25 protein-coding genes and 1 tRNA gene are annotated in these 25,010 nt (G+C 61.3%); 13 read left to right on the top strand and 13 right to left on the bottom strand.

Annotation, left to right across the window (positions count from 1 at the left end; genetic code table 11):
• Positions 1–63: 63 nt before the first annotated feature.
• The 3 genes from O2N64_RS00340 to O2N64_RS00330 are packed head-to-tail and all read right to left on the bottom strand — an operon-like array spanning position 64 to position 2,604.
• Complete coding sequence (locus tag O2N64_RS00340; protein ID WP_271078321.1) at positions 64–1,032, bottom strand: hemolysin family protein; 969 nt, start codon at positions 1,030–1,032, stop codon at positions 64–66.
• Positions 1,033–1,048: 16 nt separating this feature from the next.
• Complete coding sequence (gene ybeY / locus O2N64_RS00335; RefSeq protein WP_271078320.1) at positions 1,049–1,555, bottom strand: rRNA maturation RNase YbeY; 507 nt, start codon at positions 1,553–1,555, stop codon at positions 1,049–1,051.
• Positions 1,556–1,557: 2 nt separating this feature from the next.
• The gene (locus tag O2N64_RS00330) at positions 1,558–2,604 is read right to left on the bottom strand and encodes a PhoH family protein (protein WP_271078319.1); all 1,047 of its coding nucleotides are present in this window, start codon (positions 2,602–2,604) and stop codon (positions 1,558–1,560) included.
• Between the two features lie 136 nt (positions 2,605–2,740).
• On the opposite strand from O2N64_RS00330, the gene O2N64_RS00325 reads away from it, so the two are divergent.
• The 4 genes from O2N64_RS00325 to O2N64_RS00310 all read left to right on the top strand — a co-directional run bounded on the left by O2N64_RS00325 (position 2,741) and on the right by O2N64_RS00310 (position 6,130).
• On the top strand, positions 2,741–3,604 hold the full coding sequence (locus tag O2N64_RS00325) for a hypothetical protein (protein ID WP_271078318.1): 864 nt from the start codon (positions 2,741–2,743) through the stop codon (positions 3,602–3,604).
• A gap of 6 nt (positions 3,605–3,610) precedes the next feature.
• Positions 3,611–4,516 (top strand): hypothetical protein, encoded by a 906-nt coding sequence (locus O2N64_RS00320; RefSeq protein WP_271078317.1) that lies wholly within the window; start codon positions 3,611–3,613, stop codon positions 4,514–4,516.
• Positions 4,517–4,608: 92 nt separating this feature from the next.
• Complete coding sequence (locus O2N64_RS00315) at positions 4,609–5,505, top strand: hypothetical protein (RefSeq protein ID WP_271078316.1); 897 nt, start codon at positions 4,609–4,611, stop codon at positions 5,503–5,505.
• A 109-nt stretch (positions 5,506–5,614) separates the two neighbouring features.
• Positions 5,615–6,130, top strand: a complete 516-nt coding sequence (locus O2N64_RS00310) for a hypothetical protein (RefSeq protein WP_271078315.1) — start codon at positions 5,615–5,617, stop codon at positions 6,128–6,130.
• Between the two features lie 78 nt (positions 6,131–6,208).
• On the opposite strand, the gene O2N64_RS00305 is transcribed toward O2N64_RS00310, so the two are convergent.
• Together O2N64_RS00305 and miaB are read right to left on the bottom strand one after the other, a co-directional pair.
• Positions 6,209–6,793: a hypothetical protein gene (locus O2N64_RS00305; protein ID WP_271078314.1), complete on the bottom strand. Its 585-nt coding sequence runs from the start codon at positions 6,791–6,793 to the stop codon at positions 6,209–6,211.
• A complete protein-coding gene (miaB, locus tag O2N64_RS00300; protein ID WP_271078313.1) occupies positions 6,790–8,130 on the bottom strand; it encodes a tRNA (N6-isopentenyl adenosine(37)-C2)-methylthiotransferase MiaB in 1,341 nt (446 codons plus the stop codon). Before miaB ends, O2N64_RS00305 begins: the two co-directional genes overlap by 4 nt.
• A gap of 85 nt (positions 8,131–8,215) precedes the next feature.
• On the opposite strand from miaB, the gene O2N64_RS00295 reads away from it, so the two are divergent.
• Positions 8,216–8,713 (top strand): hypothetical protein, encoded by a 498-nt coding sequence (locus O2N64_RS00295; protein WP_271078312.1) that lies wholly within the window; start codon positions 8,216–8,218, stop codon positions 8,711–8,713.
• Between the two features lie 96 nt (positions 8,714–8,809).
• On the opposite strand, the gene O2N64_RS00290 is transcribed toward O2N64_RS00295, so the two are convergent.
• The 7 genes from O2N64_RS00290 to O2N64_RS00260 form a co-directional block, all read right to left on the bottom strand.
• Positions 8,810–9,508 carry a lysophospholipid acyltransferase family protein gene (locus O2N64_RS00290; protein WP_271078311.1) on the bottom strand — a complete coding sequence of 233 codons (699 nt, stop codon included), beginning with the start codon at positions 9,506–9,508 and terminating at the stop codon, positions 8,810–8,812.
• 68 nt (positions 9,509–9,576) lie between these two features.
• The gene (locus tag O2N64_RS00285; protein ID WP_271078310.1) at positions 9,577–9,999 is read right to left on the bottom strand and encodes a Fur family transcriptional regulator; all 423 of its coding nucleotides are present in this window, start codon (positions 9,997–9,999) and stop codon (positions 9,577–9,579) included.
• Between the two features lie 143 nt (positions 10,000–10,142).
• The gene (locus O2N64_RS00280) at positions 10,143–10,580 is read right to left on the bottom strand and encodes a MucR family transcriptional regulator (protein ID WP_271078309.1); all 438 of its coding nucleotides are present in this window, start codon (positions 10,578–10,580) and stop codon (positions 10,143–10,145) included.
• A gap of 173 nt (positions 10,581–10,753) precedes the next feature.
• A complete protein-coding gene (locus O2N64_RS00275) occupies positions 10,754–11,203 on the bottom strand; it encodes a GNAT family N-acetyltransferase (protein ID WP_333781567.1) in 450 nt (149 codons plus the stop codon).
• Complete coding sequence (gene tsaB, locus O2N64_RS00270) at positions 11,200–11,832, bottom strand: tRNA (adenosine(37)-N6)-threonylcarbamoyltransferase complex dimerization subunit type 1 TsaB (RefSeq protein ID WP_271078308.1); 633 nt, start codon at positions 11,830–11,832, stop codon at positions 11,200–11,202. The genes O2N64_RS00275 and tsaB overlap by 4 nt, the downstream gene beginning before the upstream one ends.
• Positions 11,833–11,852: 20 nt before the next feature.
• The gene (locus tag O2N64_RS00265) at positions 11,853–12,446 is read right to left on the bottom strand and encodes a malonic semialdehyde reductase (RefSeq protein WP_271078307.1); all 594 of its coding nucleotides are present in this window, start codon (positions 12,444–12,446) and stop codon (positions 11,853–11,855) included.
• A gap of 88 nt (positions 12,447–12,534) precedes the next feature.
• Positions 12,535–13,116 carry a NifU family protein gene (locus O2N64_RS00260; RefSeq protein WP_271078306.1) on the bottom strand — a complete coding sequence of 194 codons (582 nt, stop codon included), beginning with the start codon at positions 13,114–13,116 and terminating at the stop codon, positions 12,535–12,537.
• A 117-nt stretch (positions 13,117–13,233) separates the two neighbouring features.
• On the opposite strand from O2N64_RS00260, the gene O2N64_RS00255 reads away from it, so the two are divergent.
• From O2N64_RS00255 to O2N64_RS00220, 8 genes are all read left to right on the top strand, one after another.
• Positions 13,234–16,182, top strand: coding sequence for a M16 family metallopeptidase (locus tag O2N64_RS00255; RefSeq protein WP_271078305.1), 2,949 nt, complete (start codon positions 13,234–13,236; stop codon positions 16,180–16,182).
• A gap of 139 nt (positions 16,183–16,321) precedes the next feature.
• On the top strand, positions 16,322–17,707 hold the full coding sequence (locus O2N64_RS00250; RefSeq protein WP_271078304.1) for a class II 3-deoxy-7-phosphoheptulonate synthase: 1,386 nt from the start codon (positions 16,322–16,324) through the stop codon (positions 17,705–17,707).
• 102 nt (positions 17,708–17,809) lie between these two features.
• Positions 17,810–19,618, top strand: coding sequence for a sensor domain-containing diguanylate cyclase (locus O2N64_RS00245; protein WP_271078303.1), 1,809 nt, complete (start codon positions 17,810–17,812; stop codon positions 19,616–19,618).
• 98 nt (positions 19,619–19,716) lie between these two features.
• Complete coding sequence (gene egtB / locus O2N64_RS00240) at positions 19,717–20,952, top strand: ergothioneine biosynthesis protein EgtB (RefSeq protein ID WP_271078302.1); 1,236 nt, start codon at positions 19,717–19,719, stop codon at positions 20,950–20,952.
• The gene (gene egtD, locus O2N64_RS00235) at positions 20,952–21,938 is read left to right on the top strand and encodes an L-histidine N(alpha)-methyltransferase (protein ID WP_271078301.1); all 987 of its coding nucleotides are present in this window, start codon (positions 20,952–20,954) and stop codon (positions 21,936–21,938) included. Before egtB ends, egtD begins: the two co-directional genes overlap by 1 nt.
• Positions 21,935–22,870, top strand: coding sequence for a DUF5996 family protein (locus O2N64_RS00230; protein WP_271078300.1), 936 nt, complete (start codon positions 21,935–21,937; stop codon positions 22,868–22,870). The genes egtD and O2N64_RS00230 overlap by 4 nt, the downstream gene beginning before the upstream one ends.
• Positions 22,871–22,913: 43 nt before the next feature.
• Positions 22,914–23,588, top strand: coding sequence for a retropepsin-like aspartic protease family protein (locus O2N64_RS00225; RefSeq protein ID WP_271078299.1), 675 nt, complete (start codon positions 22,914–22,916; stop codon positions 23,586–23,588).
• Positions 23,589–23,627: 39 nt separating this feature from the next.
• Positions 23,628–24,884, top strand: a complete 1,257-nt coding sequence (locus tag O2N64_RS00220) for a lipopolysaccharide biosynthesis protein (protein ID WP_271078298.1) — start codon at positions 23,628–23,630, stop codon at positions 24,882–24,884.
• Here O2N64_RS00220 and O2N64_RS00215 read toward each other — a convergent pair.
• A tRNA-Gln gene (locus O2N64_RS00215) sits at positions 24,885–24,959 on the bottom strand. It abuts the gene before it with no gap.
• Between the last annotated feature and the right edge of the window lie 51 nt (positions 24,960–25,010).

The following is a 25,010-nucleotide window of genomic DNA, read 5'->3' as shown; positions in this document are numbered from 1 at the left end:
TCGAGAGGCAATGTTGCATGTCATGCAATTAATTGTGCAGTTGCACACAACGCTGGACGGAAGTTACTCGTCCTCTTCGTTGTTTTCCTCGTCTTCAGGCGCATGCAGGCGCAGGCGCGTGACATGGGTTTCATCGCCAGCCGTGATCTCGACTTTCCAGCCTGAGGGATGATCGAGCACTGTGCCGGGTTGCGGCACTTCTTCCGCCAGCACGAAGGCGAGACCGCCCAGCGTGTCGACCGGCTCCTCGATTTCGGCGAGCTGCGCATCGCCGACCTTGTCGGCCACGTCGTCTAGCTCGGCCCGCGCATCGGCATCCCAGATGCCCGGCGCGATTTCGACCAGCTGCTCTATCGGAGCCTCATCATGCTCGTCCTCGATTTCCCCCACGATTTCCTCGACCAGGTCCTCGATCGTGATGATCCCGTCAGTGCCGGAAAATTCATCGACGACGATCGCGAGGTGCGTACGGCGCTGGCGCATGTCGGCCAGCACATCGAGCGCGCCGCGTGCCTGCGGCACATAGAGCGGCTGGCGCATAAGCGTGGACCAATCCTCAGGCGCGGGCTTGCCGCTCACGACATAGGCAAACACGTCCTTCAGATGGATCATGCCAATCACATCGTCGAGCTGGTCGCGATAGACCGGCATGCGCGAAATGCCATGCTCGGCGAATGTCGCTACCATATCGTCCCAGCTGGCATTCACATCGATTGCAATGATCTCACTGCGCGGGATGGCGACGTCATCGGCATCATGCTCGCTAAAATGCAGCAGATTGCGCAGCATGGTGAGCTCGACCGGGGAAAGGTCGCCCTTCTCCGGCACCTCTCCGCCATTGCGGGATGCCTCATCCTCATGCTCGTCGATCTTTTCCTCGATCTGCGCGCGCAGAGAGGTTTCGCCATCGCCCTCAAAGAAGCCTCGGATGGCATTCCACAACCCGCCCGACTCGACAATCGTCGAGCCGCCGGGTCTGCTACTGTCTCCGTCTCCCGCCGGGGAGCCGTCCGTTTTGTCAGTGTCGGGCATTGCCCTGTCGCTTATCCTATTCAGCTGTGATCGCGGTATATGGGTTCGCAATACCCAAAAGTGCAAGCACCTTCACTTCCATTTCTTCCATGGCCTCCGCGTCCGCATCCGAAATCTCGTGATCGTAGCCTGCGAGATGGAGGAGGCCGTGGACGATCAGATGCGCGGTATGGTCGCGGATGGAGATGTTTTTCTCCGCCGCCTCACGCGCGCAAACTCCGTGCGCAATGGCGATATCGCCCAAAGGAACAGGGGGCATTTCGGGCGGGCCTTCGTCTGGGTCGAGGTGGATCAGGTCGCCGCGCTCCAGCATGGGAAAGCTCAGCACATTGGTCGGCTTGTCCTTGCCGCGCCAATCGGCGTTCAAGGTGCGGATCGTCTCGTCATCGGTGAACAGCACGCTGGTGAGAAGGCGCGGGTTGGCGAGCTCGGTCGCCACCTGCGCCGTAGCCAAGGCGGCGGAGGCGGTCAGGTCTTCCCAATCGCCTGCCGGCCATTCTTCGATGTCGATTTCGAGTTCCACACCTAATCCGCGTGGCCATCCGGCCCCTCATACGCCTCGACGATGCGGCCCACGATCGGGTGGCGGACCACATCGGCGGCGGTGAAGCGGGTGACGCCTATGCCTTCCACGCCTTCGAGCCTGCCGACTGCATCGGCGAGGCCGCTCATGCGGTCACCGCCGGGGATATCGACCTGTTTCGGGTCTCCGCATATCACCATTCGGCTGTTCTGGCCGAAGCGGGTGAGGAACATCTTCATCTGCTCGCGCGTGGTGTTTTGCGCCTCGTCCAGGATCACAAAAGCATCGGCCAGCGTGCGTCCGCGCATGAAGGCGATGGGGGCAATTTCGATCTCGCCTGAAGCAATGCGGCGGTCTACCTGCTCGGGCGGCATGCAATCATACAGCGCGTCATAAAGCGGGCGAAGGTAGGGGTCGACCTTCTCCTTCATGTCGCCGGGCAGGAAGCCGAGCTTTTCGCCCGCTTCCACGGCGGGGCGGGAGAGGATCAGCCGCTGCACGCTGCCCGTGATGAGCTGGCTGATCGCCTGCGCTACCGCCAGATAGGTCTTGCCGGTACCCGCGGGGCCGAGCGAGAAGATGATGTCGCGGCTCACCAGCTGGCGCATGTAATCGCCCTGCATGGCGCTGCGCGGGGTGATCGTCTTCTTGCGGGTGCGGATCATGATCGGCGGGGCTTTCGCATCGCCGGTAATAATCCCTTCGAGCGTAGGTTCGTCACCCATGTTGATCAGTGCATCGATAGCGCCGGCATCGAGATCTTCGCCCATCACCAGCTTTTCATGCATTTTGACAAGCACGTCGCGGGCGCGGGCGACATCGTCCGCCACACCTTCGATTGCGACCGTGTCCCCGCGCGCAGCGATATAAACGCCGAGCCGGTTTTCGATCTGCACGAGATTGGCGTCGAATTCTCCGAACAATGCGCCGAGCACGGCTTGTTCGTCAAAACCCACTTCGATGCGGGCGCGCCTCGAGTGGTCGAGCCGCTCTTCCGGGTGGGCGATGGTGGCGGCGTGATTTCCGCCCTTGGTTGCCTTGCGAGCCATGCGTTCTGTGGCGAGTCCTTTCGCAGTTACAGATTGAATGTAAGCCGGAGATTCCCGCTGGCAAGCGCGGCAGGGTCGCTTGGTGGTGGAAAGGCATCCATCTGCCGTTCACATTGCGACCATATACCTTGAATTCATGAGGGGTTTTCAAGCTAGCTTCGCGGTCGTTGCGACCATCACCCTGGCATTTGGCGGCACGGCCCATGCGCAGGACGATCAGGCAGACGACGGCGATATTGACGAAACGATTATCGTCGATGGCGAATTGCCAGACGAGGATGAAGTCAGCGATGCCGCGCGGAACCTGACTCAGGGGGCCATCGGTATGACCAGCCCCATCATCCGATATTACGATCCCTTGTGCGTGCAGGTGCTCGGCGTGAATGAGCGGTTTGCAGAATATGTCCGCAACCGCGTTATCGCCAATGCGCGCGAAGCAGCCATGCCTGTGGCCGAAGGTGATTGCGAGGCCAACGGTATCATCCTGGTCGGGCAGGAGCCGCGCGAACTCTATGACGCATTGATCGACTACAATCCGCGTACGGTCAGCCCGCGTAGCAGCAGCCGTGTCCGCCGGGAAATGTCTGCTGGAGAGCCGGCGATCGTCTGGCACGTGCTGGAGCCGCGCGATAATGCTGGGATCAATCCGCTGCCACCGGGATGGCAAACCACTATCGTGCCTTCGCGCACCCGTCCGGCCTATGTGGTTGCAGCCAAGCTGGGCGTGGTGATCCTAGATGCCGATCACCTGGTTGGAATGGATCTCGAGCGCCTGAGCGATTACGCGACCATGCGCCTGCTGGCCCCGCGGCTCATTCCCAATCGCTATGAAATAGAAGAGCCTCGCTCGATCATTTATCCCTTCGAACCCGACTTAGGCGAAGGCGAGATGACGCGCTTCGATCGCGCCTATCTGTCGGCGCTCTACAGCATGCAGCCGCAGGCTCCGGCCAACAGGCTACCGGTCGCAGTGGCGCGCGCTTTCGAGGCTGAGGAGTAAGCGCAGATGATCCAGAAATTTGCCCGATCCGCCTTGGTTGGAATGGCCGCCTGCGCAGCGATGGCTGGCGGAGCGGCCGCAGCGCAGGATCAGGACGATTCACAGGGTTCGATCATCGTGTCGGGCGAACTGCCTGAGCCGAGCGATATTCGCGGCACCGTGCGCGCGGTCATGCAGGAGCGCGGCAATAACGACCCGCTCTACCGCTATCTCGACCCCTTGTGCCTGCATGTCACCGGCATGGCGGCGGAGGCAAATGCATTCGTGCGGGAGCGGATGCTGGCCAATGCTGCAGAAGCCGAGATCGAATTGGCCGAGGAAGGCTGCACGGCAAATGCCATAGTCTTTGTGGTGCAGGAGCCGGTGGAATTGCTCGCCTTGCTCGAGGATCGCCAACCATGGATTCTTACGGCGGATGACCGCCGCCGGGTAGAGCATGAAGCGGGCGAGGGTGAGGCGGTGCTGGTCTGGCACAATTTCGAGGATCGTAGCGCAGAGGGCAATCGCATGGCCCACAGCGCCGCCATTCCGGGCGCAACAGGCTCAGCGCCGCCGCTCAACGTGCAGACCCGCGTCAATACGCGCGCGCAGGCCCGCCGGGTAGGCGCGACGCACAGCACAGCCGTCCAGAGCGGGGTCGTCGTGCTCGACATGGATCACCTTGTTGGAATGGATCTGGAGCGGATCAGCGATTTCGCGACGATGCGCTTGCTGGCCCCCGGGCTCATCCCCTTCGGCCACCAGTTCGATACGCCGACATCGATCACCTCACCCTTTATCGCGGAAGATGGCGAGACCGAAATGACGCGCTTCGACCGGGCGTATCTGCGCGCGCTATACAGTTTGCAGCCGAATGCCGCGGCCAATCGCCTCCCGGCAGCAATTCTCCGCGAGTACGAGGGCGAGGGCTGACCTGACCATTGCATACCGGCGCAATTTGTCACTTTAGAAGAGTGTGGTAGATATCGCGCGGGACAGTCTTTTCACACAATGGATAGAGTGCAATGGCCGTGTTTTCCAGATCGATCCTTACACTCGCAGCAGCGGCGGCAATCGCTCCGGCCGCCCATGCGCAGGACGCGGACCCCAATCAGGACATCATCGTTGAAGGCGAAGGGCTGGAAGAGCCCGGAATGGTGCGCGATCTGGTGCAGGAGCTTTCGGACACCAACCGGTCGGACGTTCCCGCGACACGCTTCTTCGATGCGCTCTGCCTTTCGGTCAGCGGGCTTAACGATGCGGGCAATGCCTACGTCCTGCAGCGCATGGAGGATAACGCCCGCTCCATCGGCCTGCGCGTTCAGGAACCGGGCTGCCGGGCTAATGCGCTGGTGCTCATTCACGATGCTCCTGCCGATCTGGTCGAACAAATCATCGAGGATGTGCCGCATCTCCTGCCCCGCGAAACGCGCCTGCATGTTCGGCGGCAGCTTGCCGATGGCGATCAGGTGCTGCTCTGGCACAATGAGGAAGACCGCAACCAGGGCGGCCGCCGGAACGGCACGCATGACACGATGCCCGGCGATGACCAGGTGGGCGGTTCGCTCAATGTGCAGGCGTCCATCAACGTCAACAGCTGGCCATCACGCAATGCGCTGGCGTTCAGCCGGGGCGTGGTGAGCGCGGCGATCATTTTCGATGGCGAGATTGTCGAAGGCATGGTTATCGAACGGCTCGCCGATTACGCGACCATGCGTCTGCTCGCCCCGCAACTGCTCCCGCTCGATGGGGTGGAGCCAGAGCCTGCAAGCATCGTTGCGCCCTTTCCTGAAGAGGGTGGCCCGGACCAGCTGACGCGCTTCGATCAGGCCTATCTCTCGGCGCTCTATTCGATGCGACCCAACGCTCCTGCAACGCGCCTCGCGCAGGCTGTTGCAGAGGAATATGAGGGCGAGGAGTAGAGTAGCTGCCTCACGTTGCGGACGACGGAGAAGGTGAATGACGCGCGGCATCGTTTTAGGAACCATCACATCACTATGCTTGGCAGCTTGCGCACCGGCTAGCCAGGATGTGAGTGAGCCAGCAGCTGTCAACGAAACAGCGGAATCCTCTGAAGTCGCCGATACCCAAGCTGGGATATCCCCGGACCCGGCGCTTATGGACTGGCTGCGGGCAGAGCATGAAGGGTACACGGAGGGCCTTCGCTTTGCGGCTGGCGAGATCGATCTGAACGCGGATGGCGCGGTGGAAACGCTGGTTTATGTCGCCGGTCCGATGGTCTGCGGTAGCGGCGGCTGCAACGCCTATGTCCTGCAGAAGGAAGGCGAGGGCTACGTCAAGATTTCAGGCCACACCGTCAGCAATCTGCCGATCGGTGCGTTCGATACGCAAACGAATGGATGGCGCGATCTGGCGATCACGGTTCGCGGTGGCATAATGGAAGAAGGTCCGGACACTGGACGACTGTCCTACGATGGCACGCGGTATCCGCTCAATTCTACCGTGTTACCGGCGGAGCGGGCTGATCAGCCTTTCGAGATCGTCCTCCCCTTTGTCGAATGGGAAGAGCTTCAGCTGCTGCCTTAGGCAGAAGTGCATTCAAGCCCTCGGCTACTCAGGATGCCTCTCTGGCTAAAGTCGGCTGCATCTTAGGAAAAACAGTTCTCAGCCCTTGGAGGTCATATGCTTCAGCGGGTCGGATGATCGTCCATCGAAAGCGTGTTCGGTGTACGCCCCGTGCCGGTGAACGTAGTGCAAAAAGAGCTGCTTTTGCATCTGGCCCTGCAGCGGCTCGCGCCAGTGCCTGATGCGGTGGCCTTGCACAATCACTCCATCACCCGGTGCGAGCAATAGCGATCTGTGCTCATCGCCCAAATCCTTCAGCTCAAAAGCCCAACGATTCTCTGCCGGATCGGCCTCAAGCGCGATCGACACGGTAAGCTCGCAGGATTCCCGGTCCCGATGTTCGCGAAGCTTTCCGCCATGGCCATAGATACGCCACAGCGCGTAGGATTCGATCAGTTCGCATCCGCTGGCCTGCTCTATCCGCTGGCGGCAATGGCGCAAATACACCTCGCCAAGCACTGGCGCGTATTGTTGGATCGCATTGCCGCCGTCCGGTCCATCCACCATGACGCCCTGACGCTTGGCGACATCCATGGCCATCGAGGTCATGCGAATTTGGCTCTCGTCGAGCAGCCCCTCGATCACGCAGTAGCCGCGTGTTTCGAACTGCTCGGAAGGCGTCATCTCGCGCCTTCCAGCGAGTTAGGGCCCGCCTTGATAAGCGAGACCTTTACGAGGTCGCCGATTTTCACGCTGGAATCCTCGAAAAACACCGATTGCAGCCACGGTGACTTACCGAGCCACTGACCGGGGAGCTTTCCCTTGCGCTCGATAAGAACATCGCAGGTCTTGCCGACGCTCGCCTGGTTGAACGCATATTGATCGCGGCTGAGGTGGGACTGAAGGCGCTGCAGGCGCTCATCCATCACTTCCACCGGCACCTGATTGTCCATGCTGGCAGCAGGCGTGCCGGGGCGCGGCGAATATTTGAAGCTGAAGGCAGAGGCATAGCCGACCGCATCGACGATCTGTAGCGTCTCTTCAAATTCGGCATCGGTCTCACCCGGGAAGCCGACAATGAAATCACCGCTGAGCGCAATGTCCGGGCGCACTTCACGGAACCGGTCGAGCAGCTTCAGATAGCTTTCTGCCGTGTGGCTGCGGTTCATGGCTTTCAGCACCCGGTCGCTGCCGCTTTGCACCGGCAGGTGGAGATACGGCATCAGCTTGTCGACTTCGCCATGCGCCGCGATCAGCGCGTCGGTCATGTCGTTGGGGTGGCTGGTGGTGTAGCGGATGCGCTGCAGATCGGGCAGGGCGGCAAGCGCATGGATCAGCCCTTCGAGGCCGACGCTACGGCCCTTGTCGTCTTCACCGCTCCACGCATTCACATTCTGGCCGAGCAGCGTGATTTCGCGCGCACCGGCATCGACCAATTTCTTCGCTTCCTCGACCAGGTCGCTGTACGGACGCGAAATTTCGGCACCGCGTGTGTAGGGTACCACGCAATAGGTGCAGAATTTGTCGCAGCCTTCCTGCACCGTGAGGAAAGCCGTCGGCGACACGCGGCGACGTGCGGGCAGGGCGCCGAATTTGGCGTTTTCGGGCATGTCCGTATCGGTCGAACGTTCGCCCTTGGCGGCGCGGTCCACCATGTCGCCCAGCCGGTGATAGGCCTGCGGGCCGACAACCATGCCAACGCCGGGAGAGCGTTTCATGATTTCTTCGCCCTCCGCCTGCGCGACACAACCGGCGACGGCAATCATGGGCTTCTTGCCTGCCTCGCGGCCCGACTTTTCGATCCGGCCAATGTCCGAATAGACTTTCTCGGTTGCCTTTTCGCGGATGTGGCAGGTGTTGAGCACGACCAGATCGGCATCTTCACCCTCGGCAGCGGGCGTGATGCCTTTGGCTTCCAGCAATTCGCCCATCCGCTCGCCATCATAGACGTTCATCTGGCAGCCAAAGCTTTTGACCCGGTAGGTGCGCGGGGTCCCCTGAGGAGTCTCGGTTGGTTTCATGATGGGCCGCCGCATAGCGGGATGTGCATCGAGGTTCAATTCACTTACCGCTTGTCAATTGCATCATGCAAGCTGACAAGACGGCATGATCAAGCACACATTCCTAGCTCTCGCCGCCCTCGCTTTGGCCCCGGCCGTTCACGCACAAGATGAGGACCCGTCCGCCGCGCAAACGCAATTTGCGAGGATCGCCTCTTGGGAAGGCCGCTGGAATGTGGCCGAGACCGATGCGCTGGAAATCGTTTTCGAAAGCACTGCGCGCGGCAGCACCATAATTGAGCGGTGGGAGACCGATGCTGGCCTCCATTCGATCACCATATACCATCTTGATGGCAACAGGATTATCGCGACCCATTACTGCCCGCAAGGCAATCAGCCCCGACTCGCGAGTTTACCCGGCGATAGCGATCAGATCGCTTTTGCATTTACCGACATCACTGGTTTCGACGAGGGTGAAAGCCACACGCATTCGCTTGGGTTCGCGGCGCAACAGGATGGCTCGCTTATCCGCACGGAGGTTTACACCGGCGCTGAGGGTTTGGGATCGCCGAGCAGCTATACGCTCGTTCGCGCGCCGTCGTAGAGGCATTCCTGTTAGTCGACACGCTTGATCCAATAGGTTTGGAACCGCATTCCGTATTGGTGATCGCTGTTTTTGCGTTCAGATAACGCCAGTCGATTAGCGCATCGCCCCTGCAATCGCCTTCTGCGCGGCAGCGGTCATTGTCTTGCGGTTCGTCAGTTCATCCCCCGATAGCGGCGGTAGGAAGTGAACGGTCAGCCGCACGGGCTTCACCCGGGCCAAGATGCGCTTGAAATTGTCGAGGCCGGGCTCGTCTCCCACCCAGCTGACTTGCGGCACGTCTTCATAGGCGAGCAGCACCGGTTGCACCGTGGCGCCTTCGGGCAGCGGCTCCAGCGCTCCGAGCAGCGATGATTTGAACGGCAACAAGTCGGTCCCGTCGCTCGTCGTTCCTTCTGGGAAGAGAGTCAGCGTGCCGCCATGATCCAGCGCGGCGCGGATGGCGTCGGTCTGCTCGCCCACGCTGGTGCGGCGGTGGCGGGCGACGAAGATCGTCTCATTCATCTCGCACAGCCATTTCAGCAGGCCGAACTGCGCCAGCCCGTCATGCGCGACATAGGCAGAGTTGGCGGCGTGTGAGAGGGCGAGGATATCCATCCAGCTGACATGGTTGGCAAGCAGCAACGCGCCGGGCACGCGTTTGCCGCGCCGCTTCAGGTCGATACCGGCGGCATGGCCCACACCGGTCAGGAAAACGCGCGGCCACATGCGATCGAGCCCCAGCAGCTTCCACAGATAGTGCAGCGGAACGCAGATCAGCAGAAGGACCAGCATCAGCAGGAGGCGAAGGGCCATGAGCAGGTAACCCAACGGCGAGATACGCACGATGGGGTAGGGGACGGAAGGGGCCATTGCTGGCGCGCTCAGCTCTTCTTTTCTTCGCGGTCGAGCCGGACAGCGTAAAGCTCCATGCGGTGATCGACGAGGCGATAGCCCAGCTTCTCCGCAATCTGGCGTTGCAGCGCCTCCAGCTCCGGATCGACGAATTCGACGACCTTGCCGGTCTCGACATCGATGAGGTGGTCGTGATGCGCTTCGGGTGCGGCTTCATAGCGCGCACGGCCATCGCCGAAATCGTGGCGATCGAGGATGCCTGCCTCTTCGAACAGACGCACGGTGCGATAGACGGTGGCGATGGAGATCTTGGGATCGACCGCAGAGGCGCGCTCATGCAGCTTTTCCACGTCCGGATGGTCGTCGCTTTCGGACAGGACCTTGGCGATAGTGCGCCGCTGGTCGGTAATCCGCAGGCCGCGTTCGGCGCAAAGGGCTTCAAGATCGATCATCGTTATGTTCTGGCCTGATTTGGCTGAAATTCAAACCCTAAAAGGGAAACGCCCCGAACCCTTAGGGCCACGGGGCGTTTCGCTCAAGTTCATGTCCGGCGGAAACACCGGGACAATTTGATCGATACAATCGATTAAAGGCCTTACTTCTTGGCAGCCTTTTTCTTCGGGCGTTCACCCGGCTTGCGACCAAGGCCGATCTTCTTCGCCAGCTCGCGGCGCTTCTCGGCGTAGGCGGGCGCTACCAGCGGATAGTCGGCGGGCAGGTTCCAGCGCTCGCGATATTCCTCCGGCGTCATGCCGTGATCGGTCATCAGGTGGCGCTTCAGCATTTTCATCTTCTTGCCGTCTTCCAGGCAGACGACATGGTCGTGCTTGACCGAAGCCCGGATCGAGACGGCTGGTTCAGGGCGTTCTTCGCTCGGCGCTTCGACGCCAAGTCCGGCAAGCGCGCCATACACGTTCTGGATCAGCGCCGGCACCGCATCGACATCGACATTGTTGTTGGCGACATGCGCGGTGACGATATCAGCCGTCAGCTCGATCAGTGTTTCGGATTTATCTGTATTGGTGGAGTCCATGAATTCCTCTGGTTGCGAACCGTGTTTTTTGGATTTGCCCAGCGTCATTTGTGCGCCGGATTACGAACGGCCATGCGACAAAGGACAGTGCCAGACAAGGCCCATTTCTGGGGTTGTTTGAAGAGTTTTCGATTCCGGCTTGGAAACAAAGGACTAAATTCTGCCGCGATTATTTACTTTATGTCGCGGGCAAAAGTAATCGCGTCCAGCGGTCCGCCAATTGCCCCCCGATAATAGCCTTTTCGAAGGCCGACCTGTTCAAAGCCCAGTTTTCGATAAAGATGCTCTGCCGGATTGCCCTCGCGCATTTCCAGAAACACCCGCCGCACGCCCCGCGCACGGGCATTGGCGAAGAATTGCTCCATCATTTCGCTGCCGAGCCCTTTGCCGCGAAATTCGGGTCGTACCGCGATGAGAAGAAGCTCTTCTTCATCGGCTGCGCTGCGCGACAGGGTAAACCCCGTCGGGCCAGAGCCGTCTTCAGTCTCCTCGCCAAGCAGGAAATGGGTGTTTGGGGTGACGAGGGCATCGGAAACCTGGCGCCGCGTCCACGCCTCGCCATAGGCATGGTCGAAAGCTTTGTGCATGACAGCCATGATCGCATCGACAGGGTCCTGCATCATGCCTCCCCCGGTTTCTTGGCATCAGGCGCACGGCCATAGATCGGCGTGAGATCGGCGGTCAATTGCGTCTCATGCAGCAGGTAAGTGGCGCGGGCATCCGGTAAAAGATCGAGCGCAAGCGGAGGTTTTTCTTCCCCACCGTCTGCCAGCAGCGCGGCCAGTTCCTGCGCGCGGTTTCCGGCGATGACACGGTGCCGTGCCGCCTTGGCAGCCTCTTCCGGCTTAAGCGAGCGGACGGCATCTTCCGCCGTGCTGCCATCGGAGAAATTCTGCACGAACCACTGTCCGTGCCCGCCATTCATGCACACGGTGACGGGGCGCGGCTGCGGCTGCCAGCTGCGCGCCGCGACAAGCGTCAATGTGGGATAGCCCAGCACTTCTGCACCCCATGCCAGTCCGAGTGCGCGCGCCGCGGCGAGCCCGATGCGCACACCGGTGAAACTGCCCGGACCCAGCGAAACGAGAATGCGATCCGCGCGGCCCTTGTCGGGCAATTCGGCAACCATGGGCACCAGGCGTTCGGCATGGCCACGGCCCAATTGCTCGAACCGGTGGTCGAGCAATCGGGAGCCGTCAAACAAAGCCGCCGAGCATGCCTCGGTGGCGCAATCTATCGCAAGAATCCGCATCGTGATGGCGGATTAGGCGATCAGATCACTTTGTTGAAGGTGTCAAATTCAGGGCGCGGGCTGCGATCGAAAATCGAGTCCGGATCGCCATAGCCAATCGCGCAGAGCCAATCGGCGGTATAGCGCGGCTGGTCGGCGAAGAATTCCTTTGTGGTCTTCTCCGGATCGAAGCCCGACATCGGACCGCAATCGAGGCCCAGCGCGCGGGCGGCGATCATCAGATAGGCGCCCTGCAGCACGGAATTGCGGAATGCGCTTTCCTTGCGGCCTTCGACCTTGCCTTCAAACCAGCTTTTGGCGTCGGTGTGCGGGAAGAGCCACGGCAGCTGCTCGTGAAAATCGAGATCGTAACCGATGATGACGGTGGCGGGCGCGCCAAGGATCTTCTCCTTGTTCCCTTCATCCGCGCAATCGGCGAGCCGCTGCTTGGCTTCGGGTGTGGTCACCCAGACAAAGCGGCCCGGCTGCTGGTTGGCAGAGGTGGGGCCCATTTTCATCAGGTCGTAAATCGCTTCGATCTGCTCGCGAGACACATCCTTGTCGAGCCAGCCATTGTAGCTGCGGGCGTCGCGGAAAATGAGATCGAGCGCGGAATCGGAAAGCGTGTCTGACATGGAAGTATCGTCCTTGAAAGAAAGGTAAGAGGGTTTGACCGGGCAACGCAGGAGCGCCCCGTTTGTTCTCAAAAAGTGCGCGGCAAGCTTAGGCTGCGCGCACTTCCTTCACTTCAGGAACGTAATGTTTCAGCAGGCCTTCGATGCCGTGCTTCAGCGTTGCGGTAGAGCTGGGGCAGCCCGAGCACGCGCCCTGCATTTGCAGGAACACCACACCATCGCGGAAACCACGATAACGGATATCACCGCCATCGCTGGCCACAGCCGGGCGCACGCGTGTTTCAAGAAGCTCGTGGATCTGCGCGACGATATCTTCGGTGCCTTCATCGTCCTCGATATCGGCCAAGTCCTCTTCGGGCGGCACGGCAATACCGCTCGCATCGCCGCCTGCGAACAGGGGAGCTTCCGAGACGAAATGGTCGAGCAGGATGGCGACGACCTGCGGCTTCAGATCGCTCCAGGAAACGCCCGGTGCAGAGGTGACCGAGACGAAATTGTAGCCATAGAAAACGCCGGTGACTTCGCCGGTATCGAACAGCGCCTGAGCCAGCGGGCTCGCCTCTGCCTCCTCCGGCGTGGCGAAATCGCGGGTGCCGCTTTTCATCACTTCCCGGCCGGGAAGGAATTTGAGCGTTGAGGGGTTGGGCGTCGTTTCGGTCTCTATAAACATGCCTGCAAATGTAGTGGCGCTGCACTGGTGCGGCAAGGGAACAAAGGCTGGTGCGGGTCACAGAATTTCTTGGATGTATTCACCGGACCTTCATTCCTCGCTAAGCTAATGGCCATCATGCACAAATTTGTCCGCGCCACTCGCGCTCTCCTGCCCTTTGCTTTCATCGCCACGCTGGCTGCTCCGCTGCCCGCATATGCGCAGAACTCCTGCTTTATTGGTGCAACGGCGGAAGATCAGCCGGAATTCGCCCGTCCCGACGATCCGTGGATTTACCGCGGCACCGATATTCCGGTCGATGAACAATGGCTGTTTGGCGAGCTGCCCAATGGCGTGCGCTATGCCGTGCGGCAGAACGATGTGCCACCGTGCCAGATTTCCCTGCGGGTGCGGATCGATGCAGGTTCGCTGCATGAGGAAGATGACGAGCGCGGCTTTGCCCACTTGCTTGAGCATATGGTGTTCCGCGAGAGCGCGACCTTTGGCCCGGGCGAAGCAATCCCGCATTTCCAGCGGCTCGGCGCGAGTTTCGGGTTCGACACCAATGCGACGACCAGCCCCACCGCGACCACATACAATCTTAATCTGCCGAACATCACCCGCGCGACTGTCGATGACAGCGTACGCCGCTTTGCCGGCATGGTAATTTCGCCAATCCTGTCCGAGGAAAACCTCGCGCAGGATGTGCCGATTGTATTGAGCGAACGGCGCGAGCAGGCCGGGCCGCAGCGCCGCGTAGCCGAGCGTACGACCCAGACTTTCTTCGCCGGACAGCGCCTCGCGGAGCGCAGCCCTATTGGAACGGTCGAAACGCTGGAAGGCGCAACGGCAGATGCGGTGCAGGCCTTCCATTCGCGCTGGTATCGCCCGGAAAATGCCGTGGTCGTGTTGGTCGGCGATGCCGATCCGCGCGTGCTCGCCAGCATCGTGGAAGAGCATTTCCGCGATTGGGAAGGCGAGGGGCCATTCGTGCCCGCGCCCGATTTCGGAGACCCTGTCGCGCCCGCCGATGCCGATCCCGAAAATCCGGTGGGCGAAGTCGATGTCATCGTCGAATCCGGTCAGCCGCGCGCCATGACCTTCGCGATCATGCGTCCGTGGGTCGAGGTGGTCGACAATCTGGAATACAACCGCCGCAATCTGCTGCTGCAGGTAGCATCCAGCGTCGTGAACCGCCGGTTGGAAAACCGTGCGCGGGCAGGCGGAGCGTTTCTGTTTGCCGGCATCGGTCGCGAGAAAATCAGCCGCTCGGCTGACGCGACCTTCGTGACTCTCGTGCCGCTGACAGAGGATTGGGAAACCGCGCTCACCGATGTGCGCAGCGTGATCGCCGATGCTCTGGCAGAGCCGCCCGCGCAGAGCGAAATCGACCAAGCTGTGTCGGCGTTCGATGTCGCTTTCGTCGACATGGTCGATCAGTCGCGCATTCAGGCTGGTTCTTCGCTCGCCGATCAGATCGTGCAGGCGGTGGACATTCGTGAAGCCGTGGCGAGCCCCGAGACTTTCCTCGATGTTTTCCGCTCCGTCGCGCCGCGTTTCACGCCCGAAGATGTCTTCGCCGCCACGCAGCAATTGTTTGAAGGCGATGTGATCCGCGCCACGCTGATGACGCCGTCACCCGGCGAGGCGACGCCGGTGGATGTGCGCACCGCGCTCTCCACTCCGGTCGCTGCCAGCGCCCTTGCGCGGGACGATGCAGAAGCGATCGACTTTGCCGAACTTCCGCCCGTCGGTGAACCTGCTGCGCCCGTCAGCCGCCGTCCGCTCGGCATTCTTGAAATGGAGGAAGTCGCCTTTGCCAACGGTGTGCGCGCCCTGTTGATGTCGCGCGATAATGAGCCGGGCCGTGTCACTGTACGCGTGCGCTTCGGCGCTGGCTGGCGCGGGGTTGAGGATGATGAGGCAGCGATTGCAAATCTCGGTCCGCTCGCGCTCGTCAATTCCGGCATCGGGCCGCTCGACCAGAACGATCTAGACCGGCTGGCCGCGACGCTGAAAGTCAGCTTCGATTTCCGGATTGAAGATGGTGCTTTCGTGTTCGAAGGCCTGACCCGGCAGGAAGATCTGGAGGAGCAGCTCTATCTCTTCGCAGCCCAGCTTTCGATGCCCGCATGGGATCCCAATCCGCTAGACCGCGCGCGCGCTTCGTCCGTGCTCGCCTATGACAGCTACGGCAATGATCCCAATGGCGTGCTCAACCGCGATCTCGACTGGTTGCTGAAAGACCGTGACCCTCGCTTCGTAACCCCGACGCCCGATCAGCTGGCAGAAGTGACCGCGGCTGATTTCCGCAGTACGTGGGAGCGCCTGCTGGGACAGGGCCCGATCGAAGTCGCGGTATTTGGCGATATCGATCGTGAAGCCGCAATTGCGGCGCTCGGCAGCACCTTCGGCGCGCTTCCTGCGCGAGACCTGCTGCCGGATAGCGTGGCAATGCGCGAGCAGTCTTTCCCCGAAGCCAGCCGCACGCCGACGACGCTAACCCATGCGGGCGATGCCGATCAGGCGGCGGGCGTGATTGCCTGGGAGACTGGCGGCGGATCGGACGGTATCGTCATGAGCCGCAAGCTCGATCTCCTCGCGCAGATTTTCAGCAATCGCCTGCTCGATGGCCTGCGCGAACGTTCGGGCGCTGCCTATTCGCCTTTCGTCACCAGCAGTTGGCCGCTCGACACGAATAGCGGCGGTGTGCTTTTCGCGCTGGTGCAAATGGAGCCGCAATTGCTCTCCGCCTTCTTCGATGAGGCGGAAAGCCAGGCGCAGGATCTGGCGACCAACGGCCCGACGGCTGACGAGCTGGAGCGCGCGGCAGAGCCCGCCCGCCAGTATCTCAACCGCGCGCAAACGGGGCACACCTTCTGGCTCAACCAGATCCAGGGTGCGGCTTTCGATCGCAATCGGCTGGTCTATCTCCCCTCGATCTATCGTGACTACGATGAAGCGACGGTGGAAGAGATGCGCAGCCTTGCGCAGCGCTTCCTGACCGGCCCCGGCTTCCGCGTGCAAATCCTGCCTGCCACCGATGGTGTAGCAGGATCGGCGACGGCGGCAGAGGCGGGGCGGTAAGGCCAAGTCTGGCTTTCCTGCCCGGCAGATAAGATTTCGCAAGTAACCTTTGCGCCGCTTGGTATGCGGGGGTAGAAAGACCTTTCTCCCCGCAATTTTCGTATACTCTACCCGCCGGGGACGGGCGCATATTGGACGAATGACCGTGGCACAGAACTGGACACCCGATAGCTGGACGCAGGACCGCTTCACCGCGAAGCACCTGCCGCAGTATGAAGACGCTGGCGCGCTGGCCGATGCCACGCAGACGCTCGCCGGGTTTCCGCCGCTGGTCTTCGCCGGGGAAGCGCGCAAGCTTCGCGCCGAGCTGGGCAAGGTCGCGCATGGTCAGGCCTTCCTTTTGCAGGGCGGTGATTGCGCGGAAAGCTTTGCCGAATTCTCGCCCAACAATATTCGTGATACCTTCCGCGTGATCCTGCAGATGGCGGCGGTGCTGACTTTCGCCAGCAAGCTGCCGGTGGTGAAGCTGGGCCGCATGGCCGGGCAATTCGCCAAGCCGCGCAGTTCCGATACGGAGACGCAGGGCGATGTGACACTGCCGAGCTATTTCGGCGATAACGTCAATGGGATCGAGTTTTCCCCCGAAAGCCGCACGAATGATCCGCAGCGCATGCTGCGCGCCTATTCGCAGGCGGCGGCCACGCTTAACCTGCTGCGCGCCTTTGCCGGCGGCGGCTACGCGAACTTGCGTCAGGTACACAGCTGGACGCTCGATTTCATGGGCCGCAGCCCGTGGGCCGAACAGTACCAGAGCATTGCCGACCGGATCGGCGAATCGCTCGATTTCATGGAAGCCTGCGGGATCGACATCGAAGACCAGCCGCAGCTGAAAACCTCCAGTTTCTATACCTCGCATGAGGCTCTGCTGCTGCCCTACGAGCAGGCGATGACGCGCGAGGATTCGCTGACAGGCGAATGGTATGATTGTTCCGCACACTTCCTGTGGATCGGCGATCGCACCCGGTTTGAAGGCAGCGCGCATGTCGAATTCCTGCGCGGTGTGAACAATCCCATCGGCATCAAATGCGGGCCGAGCCTCGATCCTGATGTGCTGCTCAAATTGCTCGACGTGCTCAATCCGTCTCGCGACCCGGGCCGCATCACGCTGATCAGCCGCTTCGGCCATGACAAGGTGGAGCAGGGCCTGCCGCCGCTGGTGCGCGCGGTGACGCGTGAAGGCCAGCCGGTGGTGTGGAGCTGCGATCCGATGCACGGCAATGTGATCAAGGCGGATAGCGGCTACAAGACGCGCCCGTTCGAGAGAATCCTTGCAGAGGTGCGCGGCTTCTTTGCGGTCCACCGGGCAGAGGGCACGCATGCTGGCGGCGTCCATCTGGAAATGACTGGGCAGGATGTGACCGAATGCACTGGCGGCGCTGTAGCGATCACCGATGAAGGGCTGAACCACCGCTATCACACGCATTGCGATCCGCGTCTCAATGCGGCGCAATCGCTGGAACTGGCCTTCCTGCTCGCCGAAATGCTCAATCTGGAGCTGGGCGAAAAAGGTCGCGCGGCCGCCTGACACGATCCTTCACAGCACGTTAGGGATAACCCTTAAATACGCAGGCGGTGTTGGCTAACCCATTTTGCCTAAACATCCTCCAACACCTGTTGGGGGATCAATTTGTCCAGTCGGCATCACATTGGCGTAGCACTCCTGTCCGGCCTTGCCTGGTCGCTGGTGGCGATTGCCAGCGTGCTGATGATGAGCGGGCTGGGTGCGGCGCTGATCATCTGGGCGCCGGCCGGCATCGGCGTTGCCGCTTTCCGCTTCACCAAACGCCAGCACTGGCCGGTCCTTGCCGCGGTGATGGTGCCATTTCTCTACACAAGCATGATCGTAATGAATTACGGCTGGCTTCCCTCCATCGTATTTACTTTCTCGGCGATGTCGCAGGCGCTGATCTGCGCTACCTTGAGCGTTCGCATCCTCGGCGGCCGCACGGCCTTGCCGCGCAGCGCGATGCAGGTGGTGCACCTGTTCGGCGCAGCGGTTGTGGGGTGTCTCGCCGGGGTCTTGATCGCGCTGCCTTCCCGCACGGAACAGTCGCTGGCTGAATTCGGCTGGCTTTTCCTCGCCAATGTACTCGGCATCCTGATCGTAACCCCCATGCTGCTGCATATCGGCGCTGTGGTGCAGCGCTATCGGCGCGGGCGCTCTGTCGATTTCGACCGGGACCTCGCGCTCGCGCTGTTTGGCTGCGCTCTGCTTTGCTACATCGCCCTGCGGGTGGAGGGCGTATCGCTTATGCCACTGCTCGTCGCGGCGATGGTGGCGATGGCGGTGCGCTTTGGTCATGCCGCAATCCCTCTCACCGTCATCAGCTATACCGTCGTAGCGACAATTCTCAGCCTTGGTGGGGACAATCCGGTCGCTTTCATTTCCGTGACGCGTGATCAGGGCGTGCTGTTGATCCAGAGCTGGTTGCTTACACTGCTCGCCACTGCGCTGCCCATCGCGGCGATGCTGATGAAGTGGCAGGACATGCAATTCGAGCTCATCCGGCGCAATTCGGGCATGCATGAAAACCTCATGATGCTCGATTTGTCGGAGCAGATGGCGGGTATCGGGCGCTGGCGCATGGATCTGGTGACGGGCGAACAGGACTGGTCGCAGCGCCTGCTCGAAATCTCCGGCCTGCCTGATCACTTCGAACCCAATTTCGATGATCTGCGCGAGATGCTGCCGGACAAGGGCCTCGAGCTGATCGGCCATCTGGCGCGCAATCGCCGGGAGCGCGAGCCTTTCACTTTCGATTATAAAGTCAATTCGCCAGAGAAAGGCGAGCGCATCTTGCGCATTTCCGTGCTCAATGAATTCGACATCACCGGGCGGCGTATCGCTTTGTTCGGCATCGCCATGGATGTGACCGAGCAGGTTCAGCGCGTGCAGGCGCTCGATTTGGCGCGCGGACAGGCCATGCGGCTTGCTGCGGAGGCACAAAAGCTTGCCAATACCGATCCGCTGACCAGCCTGCCCAATCGCCGCTGCACTTTCGGGCGGCTGCAATCGATGGTGAATGTTGCGGGCAAGCACGGTTCGGAATTGACCGCGATCATGTTCGATATCGATCACTTCAAGTCGATCAATGACCAGCACGGCCACCAGACGGGCGATGAAGTCATCGTGCAGGTGGCGGAACTCGCCCGCAGGCAGGCTCGGCAGGCCGATGTCGTCGGGCGGATCGGCGGCGAGGAATTCGTCTGGCTGCTGGCCGGTGTCGACGCCCGCAAGGCGCGCGCGCTGGCAGAGCGCTTACGTGAAGCGGTGGAAGGCGGAATCGAAGGATCTGCTTTGCCCAATGTCACGATCAGCGTCGGCATGGCTCAATTTCGCGCAGGCGATAATGGTGACGAATTGCTCGCCCGCGCTGATGCCGCTCTTTACGAAGCGAAGGAAGCCGGGCGCAATCAAGTACGCCGCGCCGCCTGAGAAAAGGCGGGAAACTCTTTGCAAGCCGGGGGTTTCAATTGAAGGCAGCGTGTTTCATGTTGCCACTGATTGTCCCACCCGCTTGACAGGAGAGGGCGTTGCCCGAAGCCGCTCAGCAATCCACGACTGCCGCAACGCCTGATGACCTCGCCGCGCAATTCCGCGAGACGCGGGCGCTTACGGAAAGCTTGCTCGAACCGCTGAGCGAGGCGGATGCGACCATCCAGTCGATGGAGGATGCCTCTCCCGCCAAATGGCATGCGGCGCATACCACATGGTTCTGGGAGACCTTCCTGCTGCGCGATCACGTGGCTGATTACCAGCTGTATGACGAGCGCTGGCCGTTCCTCTTCAATTCTTATTACGAGGCTGAGGGCGACCGTATCCTGCGTGGCAAGCGCGGCCTGGTCACACGCCCGACCGTGGCAGAGGTTGTGGACTGGCGAAATGCGGTCAACGAAGCGATGGAAGCTCTGCTGGATGATCCGGCCCATGCTGAGCTGATCGCACTCGGCATCGCGCATGAGCAACAGCACATCGAATTGTTGCTGACCGATATCAAACACGCTTTCAGCAAGAACCCGCTCGGCCCGGCCATGTGGGAGCACGCGGAAAGTCCCTCATCCACGCAGGAAACCGGCTGGACGGAGCACCCCGGCGGCATCGCCAGGATCGGCCATCAGGGTGATGGCTTTGCATTCGACAATGAAGGCCCCGCGCACCGCGTCTTGCTGGAGCCTTTCGCCCTGTCCAAGAGCCTCGTAACCAATGGCGAGTGGGCGGAGTTCATCGCCGATGGCGGCTATGAGGATCACCGCCTGTGGCTGTCCGATGCCTGGGCATGGCTCAGCCGCTGCAATATCACCGCGCCGCTCTACTGGCGTGAGGACGAGCATTTTACCCATACCGGCTGGCAAGAGCGCGATCCCGATGCGCCTGTCGCGCATATTTCCTATTACGAGGCGGATGCCTTTGCGACCTGGGCGGGCAAGCGCCTGCCAACCGAATTCGAATGGGAAGCGATCGCGCAGGGGAGCGATGCCACAGAGGGAAATCAGCTCGACAAAGCCGCGCCGCCTTCGCCTCGGGGCACGTCATCGCTGTTTGGCGATGTCTGGCAATTCACCCGCTCCGGCTATCTGCCATATCCGCGCTTTCAGCCTGCCGAGGGCGCGGTCGGCGAATACAATGGCAAGTTCATGGCCGGACAATGGGTGCTGAAAGGCGCGAGCTGCGCCACCGTGCGCGGCCATTCGCGCGCCACCTATCGTAACTTCTTCTACCCCCAGCAACGCTGGCAGTTCACCGGACTGCGCTTGGCCAAGGACCTTTGATGAACAGCAATACTGATATCCGCCTTGTCGATCTGGATGAGGACGGTGTGGACCGGGCCTTTCGAGCCGATGTTCTGACGGGCCTCAAATCGGACCAAAAGGCCATTCCCGCCCGCTGGTTCTATGATGAGCGCGGATCGCAGCTTTTCGAAGATATCACTCAGGTCGAGGAATATTATCCCACCCGCGCCGAGACCGAAATCCTGCGCGAACGCGGCGATGAATTTGCACAGCTGATCGGGCCGGGCAGGGCGGTTGTCGAATTCGGCTCCGGCTCCTCGGTAAAAACCCCCTTATTGCTTTCAGCCATCGAACCGGGTGCCTATGTGCCGCTTGATATTTCGGGTGAATTCCTTCGCGCTGCGGCTGCGGATCTCTCGGCCAAGTTCCCCGGTCTCCCGGTCTATCCGGTGGAGGCAGATTTTACGAAGCCGGTGCAATTACCATCCGAAGTGACGGAGATGCCCAAGCTGGGATTCTTCCCGGGCTCGACTATCGGCAACATGGTCGCGCGCACGGCGACCGACCTGCTGCGAAATATGCGCGAAACGCTTGGCGATGAAGCGCTGCTGCTGATCGGCATGGACCTGATCAAGGACGAAGCGACGCTCAAGAGCGCCTATGACGATGCAGCGGGAGTCACTGCCGCGTTCAACATGAACCTGCTCACCCGCATCAATCGGGAGCTCGATGGCAACATTCCGGTCGATGCCTTCCGCCACGAAGCGCGCTGGGTGGAACCCTATGCGCGGATCGAGATGCATCTTGTTGCGCAGAAGGATGTTTCCTTCACCGTCTCGGGCGAAACATTCTCGATGCAGGCGGGTGAGACGATCCACACGGAAAACAGCCACAAATTCGATTTGCGCAGCGCGAATATGATGCTGCTTGCAGGTCGCTGGACCCCGGTGCAGCGCTGGACCGATGCGGAAGAGCGCTTCTCGCTAATCCTCGCCCGCGCCGCCATGCCGCGAACTGCACCATGAGCAGTTGGCCGACCCTCGACTTCGCAGCGGATCGGCCGACCATCGAGACCGCCCATTTCGTCCTGCAAATGGTAGGCAAGCTGCCCACGCGGCTGCACCCCTGGATCAATCATGGCTGGCATGTGGCGCTGCGCGTAACGCCGCGCGGCTTTGCGACGCGGATGATGCCCGCCGCTGCGGCGCGCGATTTCGCGGTGGAAGTCGATATGCGCGATGGACTGGTCCGGGCGTGGTGCAGCCACGGCGGATCTTGGACGACCGAAATTGCTGGCAAGACCATCGCGCAGCTACATGCCGATCTCACCAAAATGCTGGCAGAGGCGGATCTTCCCGCTCCGCTTCACGGCGCGCCCAACGAATTACCCGAAGTCATTCCCTTCGCCGAGGACGACAGGCCGCGCGAATGGGACGCTGACGCTGCAACGCGGCTGCACGGCGCCTTTGCAGCTGCAGACCGCGTGTTCAGCATATTCCGCTCGCGCTATCTCGGCAAGACTTCACCCAGCCATTTGTTCTGGGGCAGTTTCGATCTGGCGGTAACGCGCTTCTCCGGTCGCCGCGCCCCGCCGCATCCCGGCGGATTTCCCAATCTGCCGGATGAGGTGACGCGCGAAGCTTACAGCCACGAAGTCATCAGCGCAGGTTTCTGGCCGGGCGGCAATGGCGTGGATGAAGCGGCATTCTATGTCTACGCCTATCCTTCGCCCGATGGCCTGTCCGAAGGAGCGATCCAACCGAATCCTGCCTATTGGCACAAGGACCTCGGCGAATTCGTGTTGCATTACGCCGATGTAGCTTCAGCCGATGACCCAGAAGCCGCGCTCATGGATTTCCTGCAATCGAGCTTCGATGCGGCCGCCGCGCGCATGGATTGGCCCGACGATCTGGCCACGCCGCAAGTCACCTACGGCGAACCGGCGCAGCATCTGTGAGCGGCATCTCGCGCCCGCTGGATTTGCTCCCTATATAGCGCCAATGGACCTCGCACCCGTCTTCGACCAGCTGGCGCAATCAATCCGCGAAATTCCGCGGTCGGGGCTGCTGCTGGCGGCGGTCGGTGCAATGGTGCTGGGTGTGCTCGGATCGCTTGTCGCGCGGCGCAATCTCGCTCTCGGACGGGCCATGCGCTTCGGCAGCACGCTGACGCTGATCGCGGTGCTTGCCCTTGTGGTTCTGCAGCTCTCCCGCCTCGATCCGCGCTTTGCAATTGCCGTTCCGCAGTTCGGCTTCCCCGAACAGGTGGTGGAAGGTACGGAGACGCGCATACCGCTGCATGTGGACGGGCATTACTGGCTGGAGGCCGAAGTGAACGGCCACCGCGCCGCCTTCCTCGTCGATACCGGCGCAACGCTGACCGCAGTGTCCGAGCAGACCGCGCAGGCGGCCGGTCTGGAAGCGAGCGACAGCAGTGTGCCGGTGCGGCTGCAGACCGCCAATGGCACGGTCGCGGCACAGATGACCAATATTGAGGAGATGCGCTTCGGCAATGTGGCTGCGCGCGGGCTTGATGCCGTCATCGCGCCGGGATTGGGTGATACGAATGTCATCGGGATGAACCTGCTCAGCCGCCTTGCCTCGGTGCGGATCGAGGCAAACGAGCTGATCCTGACGCCCAATAATCCGCAGCCCCCACTCGAAGCGCAAGAGTAGCACTTTGCAATTGGCCGCCCGCTGGGGCAGGGCGAAATCATGATTCGCCGCGCATTGACCAATACCGGATGGCTTATGGGTGCGCGCGCCATCAACGCCGTGCTCAGCCTCGTCTATCTGGCCATTGCAACGCGCGAGCTTGGCCCCGAACGCTTCGGCATTTTCGTGATCGCCTTCACCTTTGCGCAGCTCATTGTGGGATTTTGCAGCTTCCAGACCTGGCAGAGCATCATCCGTTGGGGGCAGGACCTAGACGGGCGCAAGACAGCGACCGGCTTCGCTCTCGCCCTCGACAGTCTGACTATCGTTGCGGGAGCCATTCTCGGCGCGCTGATCCTGTTCAACTTCCATGAAGTGCTGCTGCTGCCGGACAAGATGGTGGTGCCGACCTATCTCTTCACACTCGCATCGCTGCTAGCCATTCGCTCCACACCCATCGGGTTGCTGCGCCTCCATGACCGATACGACCGCGCGGCGATTGCCGATGCGACGACCAGCATAGTCCGAGCGCTGGGCGCAGGCGTGGTGGTTCTGACGCATCCCAGCATTCAGAGTTTCCTGATCGTCTGGGGCGCGGCGGAGGTGCTCACCGCAGCGATCTATTGGTGGCTCGCTGCGCGGACTGAGTCCATCCACTGGCAACGCTACAGCCTTACGCACCTACCGCGCGAAGCCAAGGCGGGCGGTGAAAATGTCTGGAGCTTTGCCATCGGGACCAGCCTGACCGGCATGCTCTCCATCGCCAGCCGCCAGCTTCTGGTGGTGCTCACCGGCGTGTTCGGCGGCGCGGCGCTTGCAGGTGTGTATCGCGTGGCAAACCAGTTAGGCGACGGACTGCTGAAACTCGCCCAAGCGCTGCTGAAAGCGGTCTATCCCGAGCTCGTGCGCAATCCCGATGCGGCGAAGGCCTTGACCGCCAAACTCACCCGCATCGCGATTTTTACAGGCGTCATCGTGGTCGCCTTCGGCCTGCTGGCAGGCGAGTGGATCATCACCGCGATTGCTGGCCGCGAATATCTGGCAGCCTTCGTCCCGATGATCGTGCTGGCGGGAGCGGCATCGATAGAGCTTGCAGGCGCAAGCCTCGAAGCCCTGCTGGTCGCACGCGGCCATGCCATCCGCAATTTCCTGCTGCGCGGCATACCGCTCGCCATCGGGCTTGCGATGTTGCCCTTGCTGATCGACTGGTTCGGCGCGACCGGCGCTGCCCTTGTTGTGCTCGGCACAAGCATGGCCAGCGTCGCAGGCTTCATCCTTGCGACGCGGGAGCGAAAGGTCGTCGAAAAAGGGAAGTAGTGGCTGGGGTGGCAGGGATCGAACCTGCGAATGGCGATACCAAAAACCGCTGCCTTACCACTTGGCTACACCCCAGCAGAGATGCGTGCATATAACCGCGTGGCCGCGCGGTGCAAGACCGTGCGG

Source organism: Aurantiacibacter sp. MUD61 (genome assembly GCF_027912455.1).
Taxonomy (GTDB): Bacteria; Pseudomonadota; Alphaproteobacteria; order Sphingomonadales; family Sphingomonadaceae; genus Alteraurantiacibacter.
Note: the sequence above shows the minus strand (reverse complement) of the source record. Positions and strands in the feature narration are given on the sequence as shown.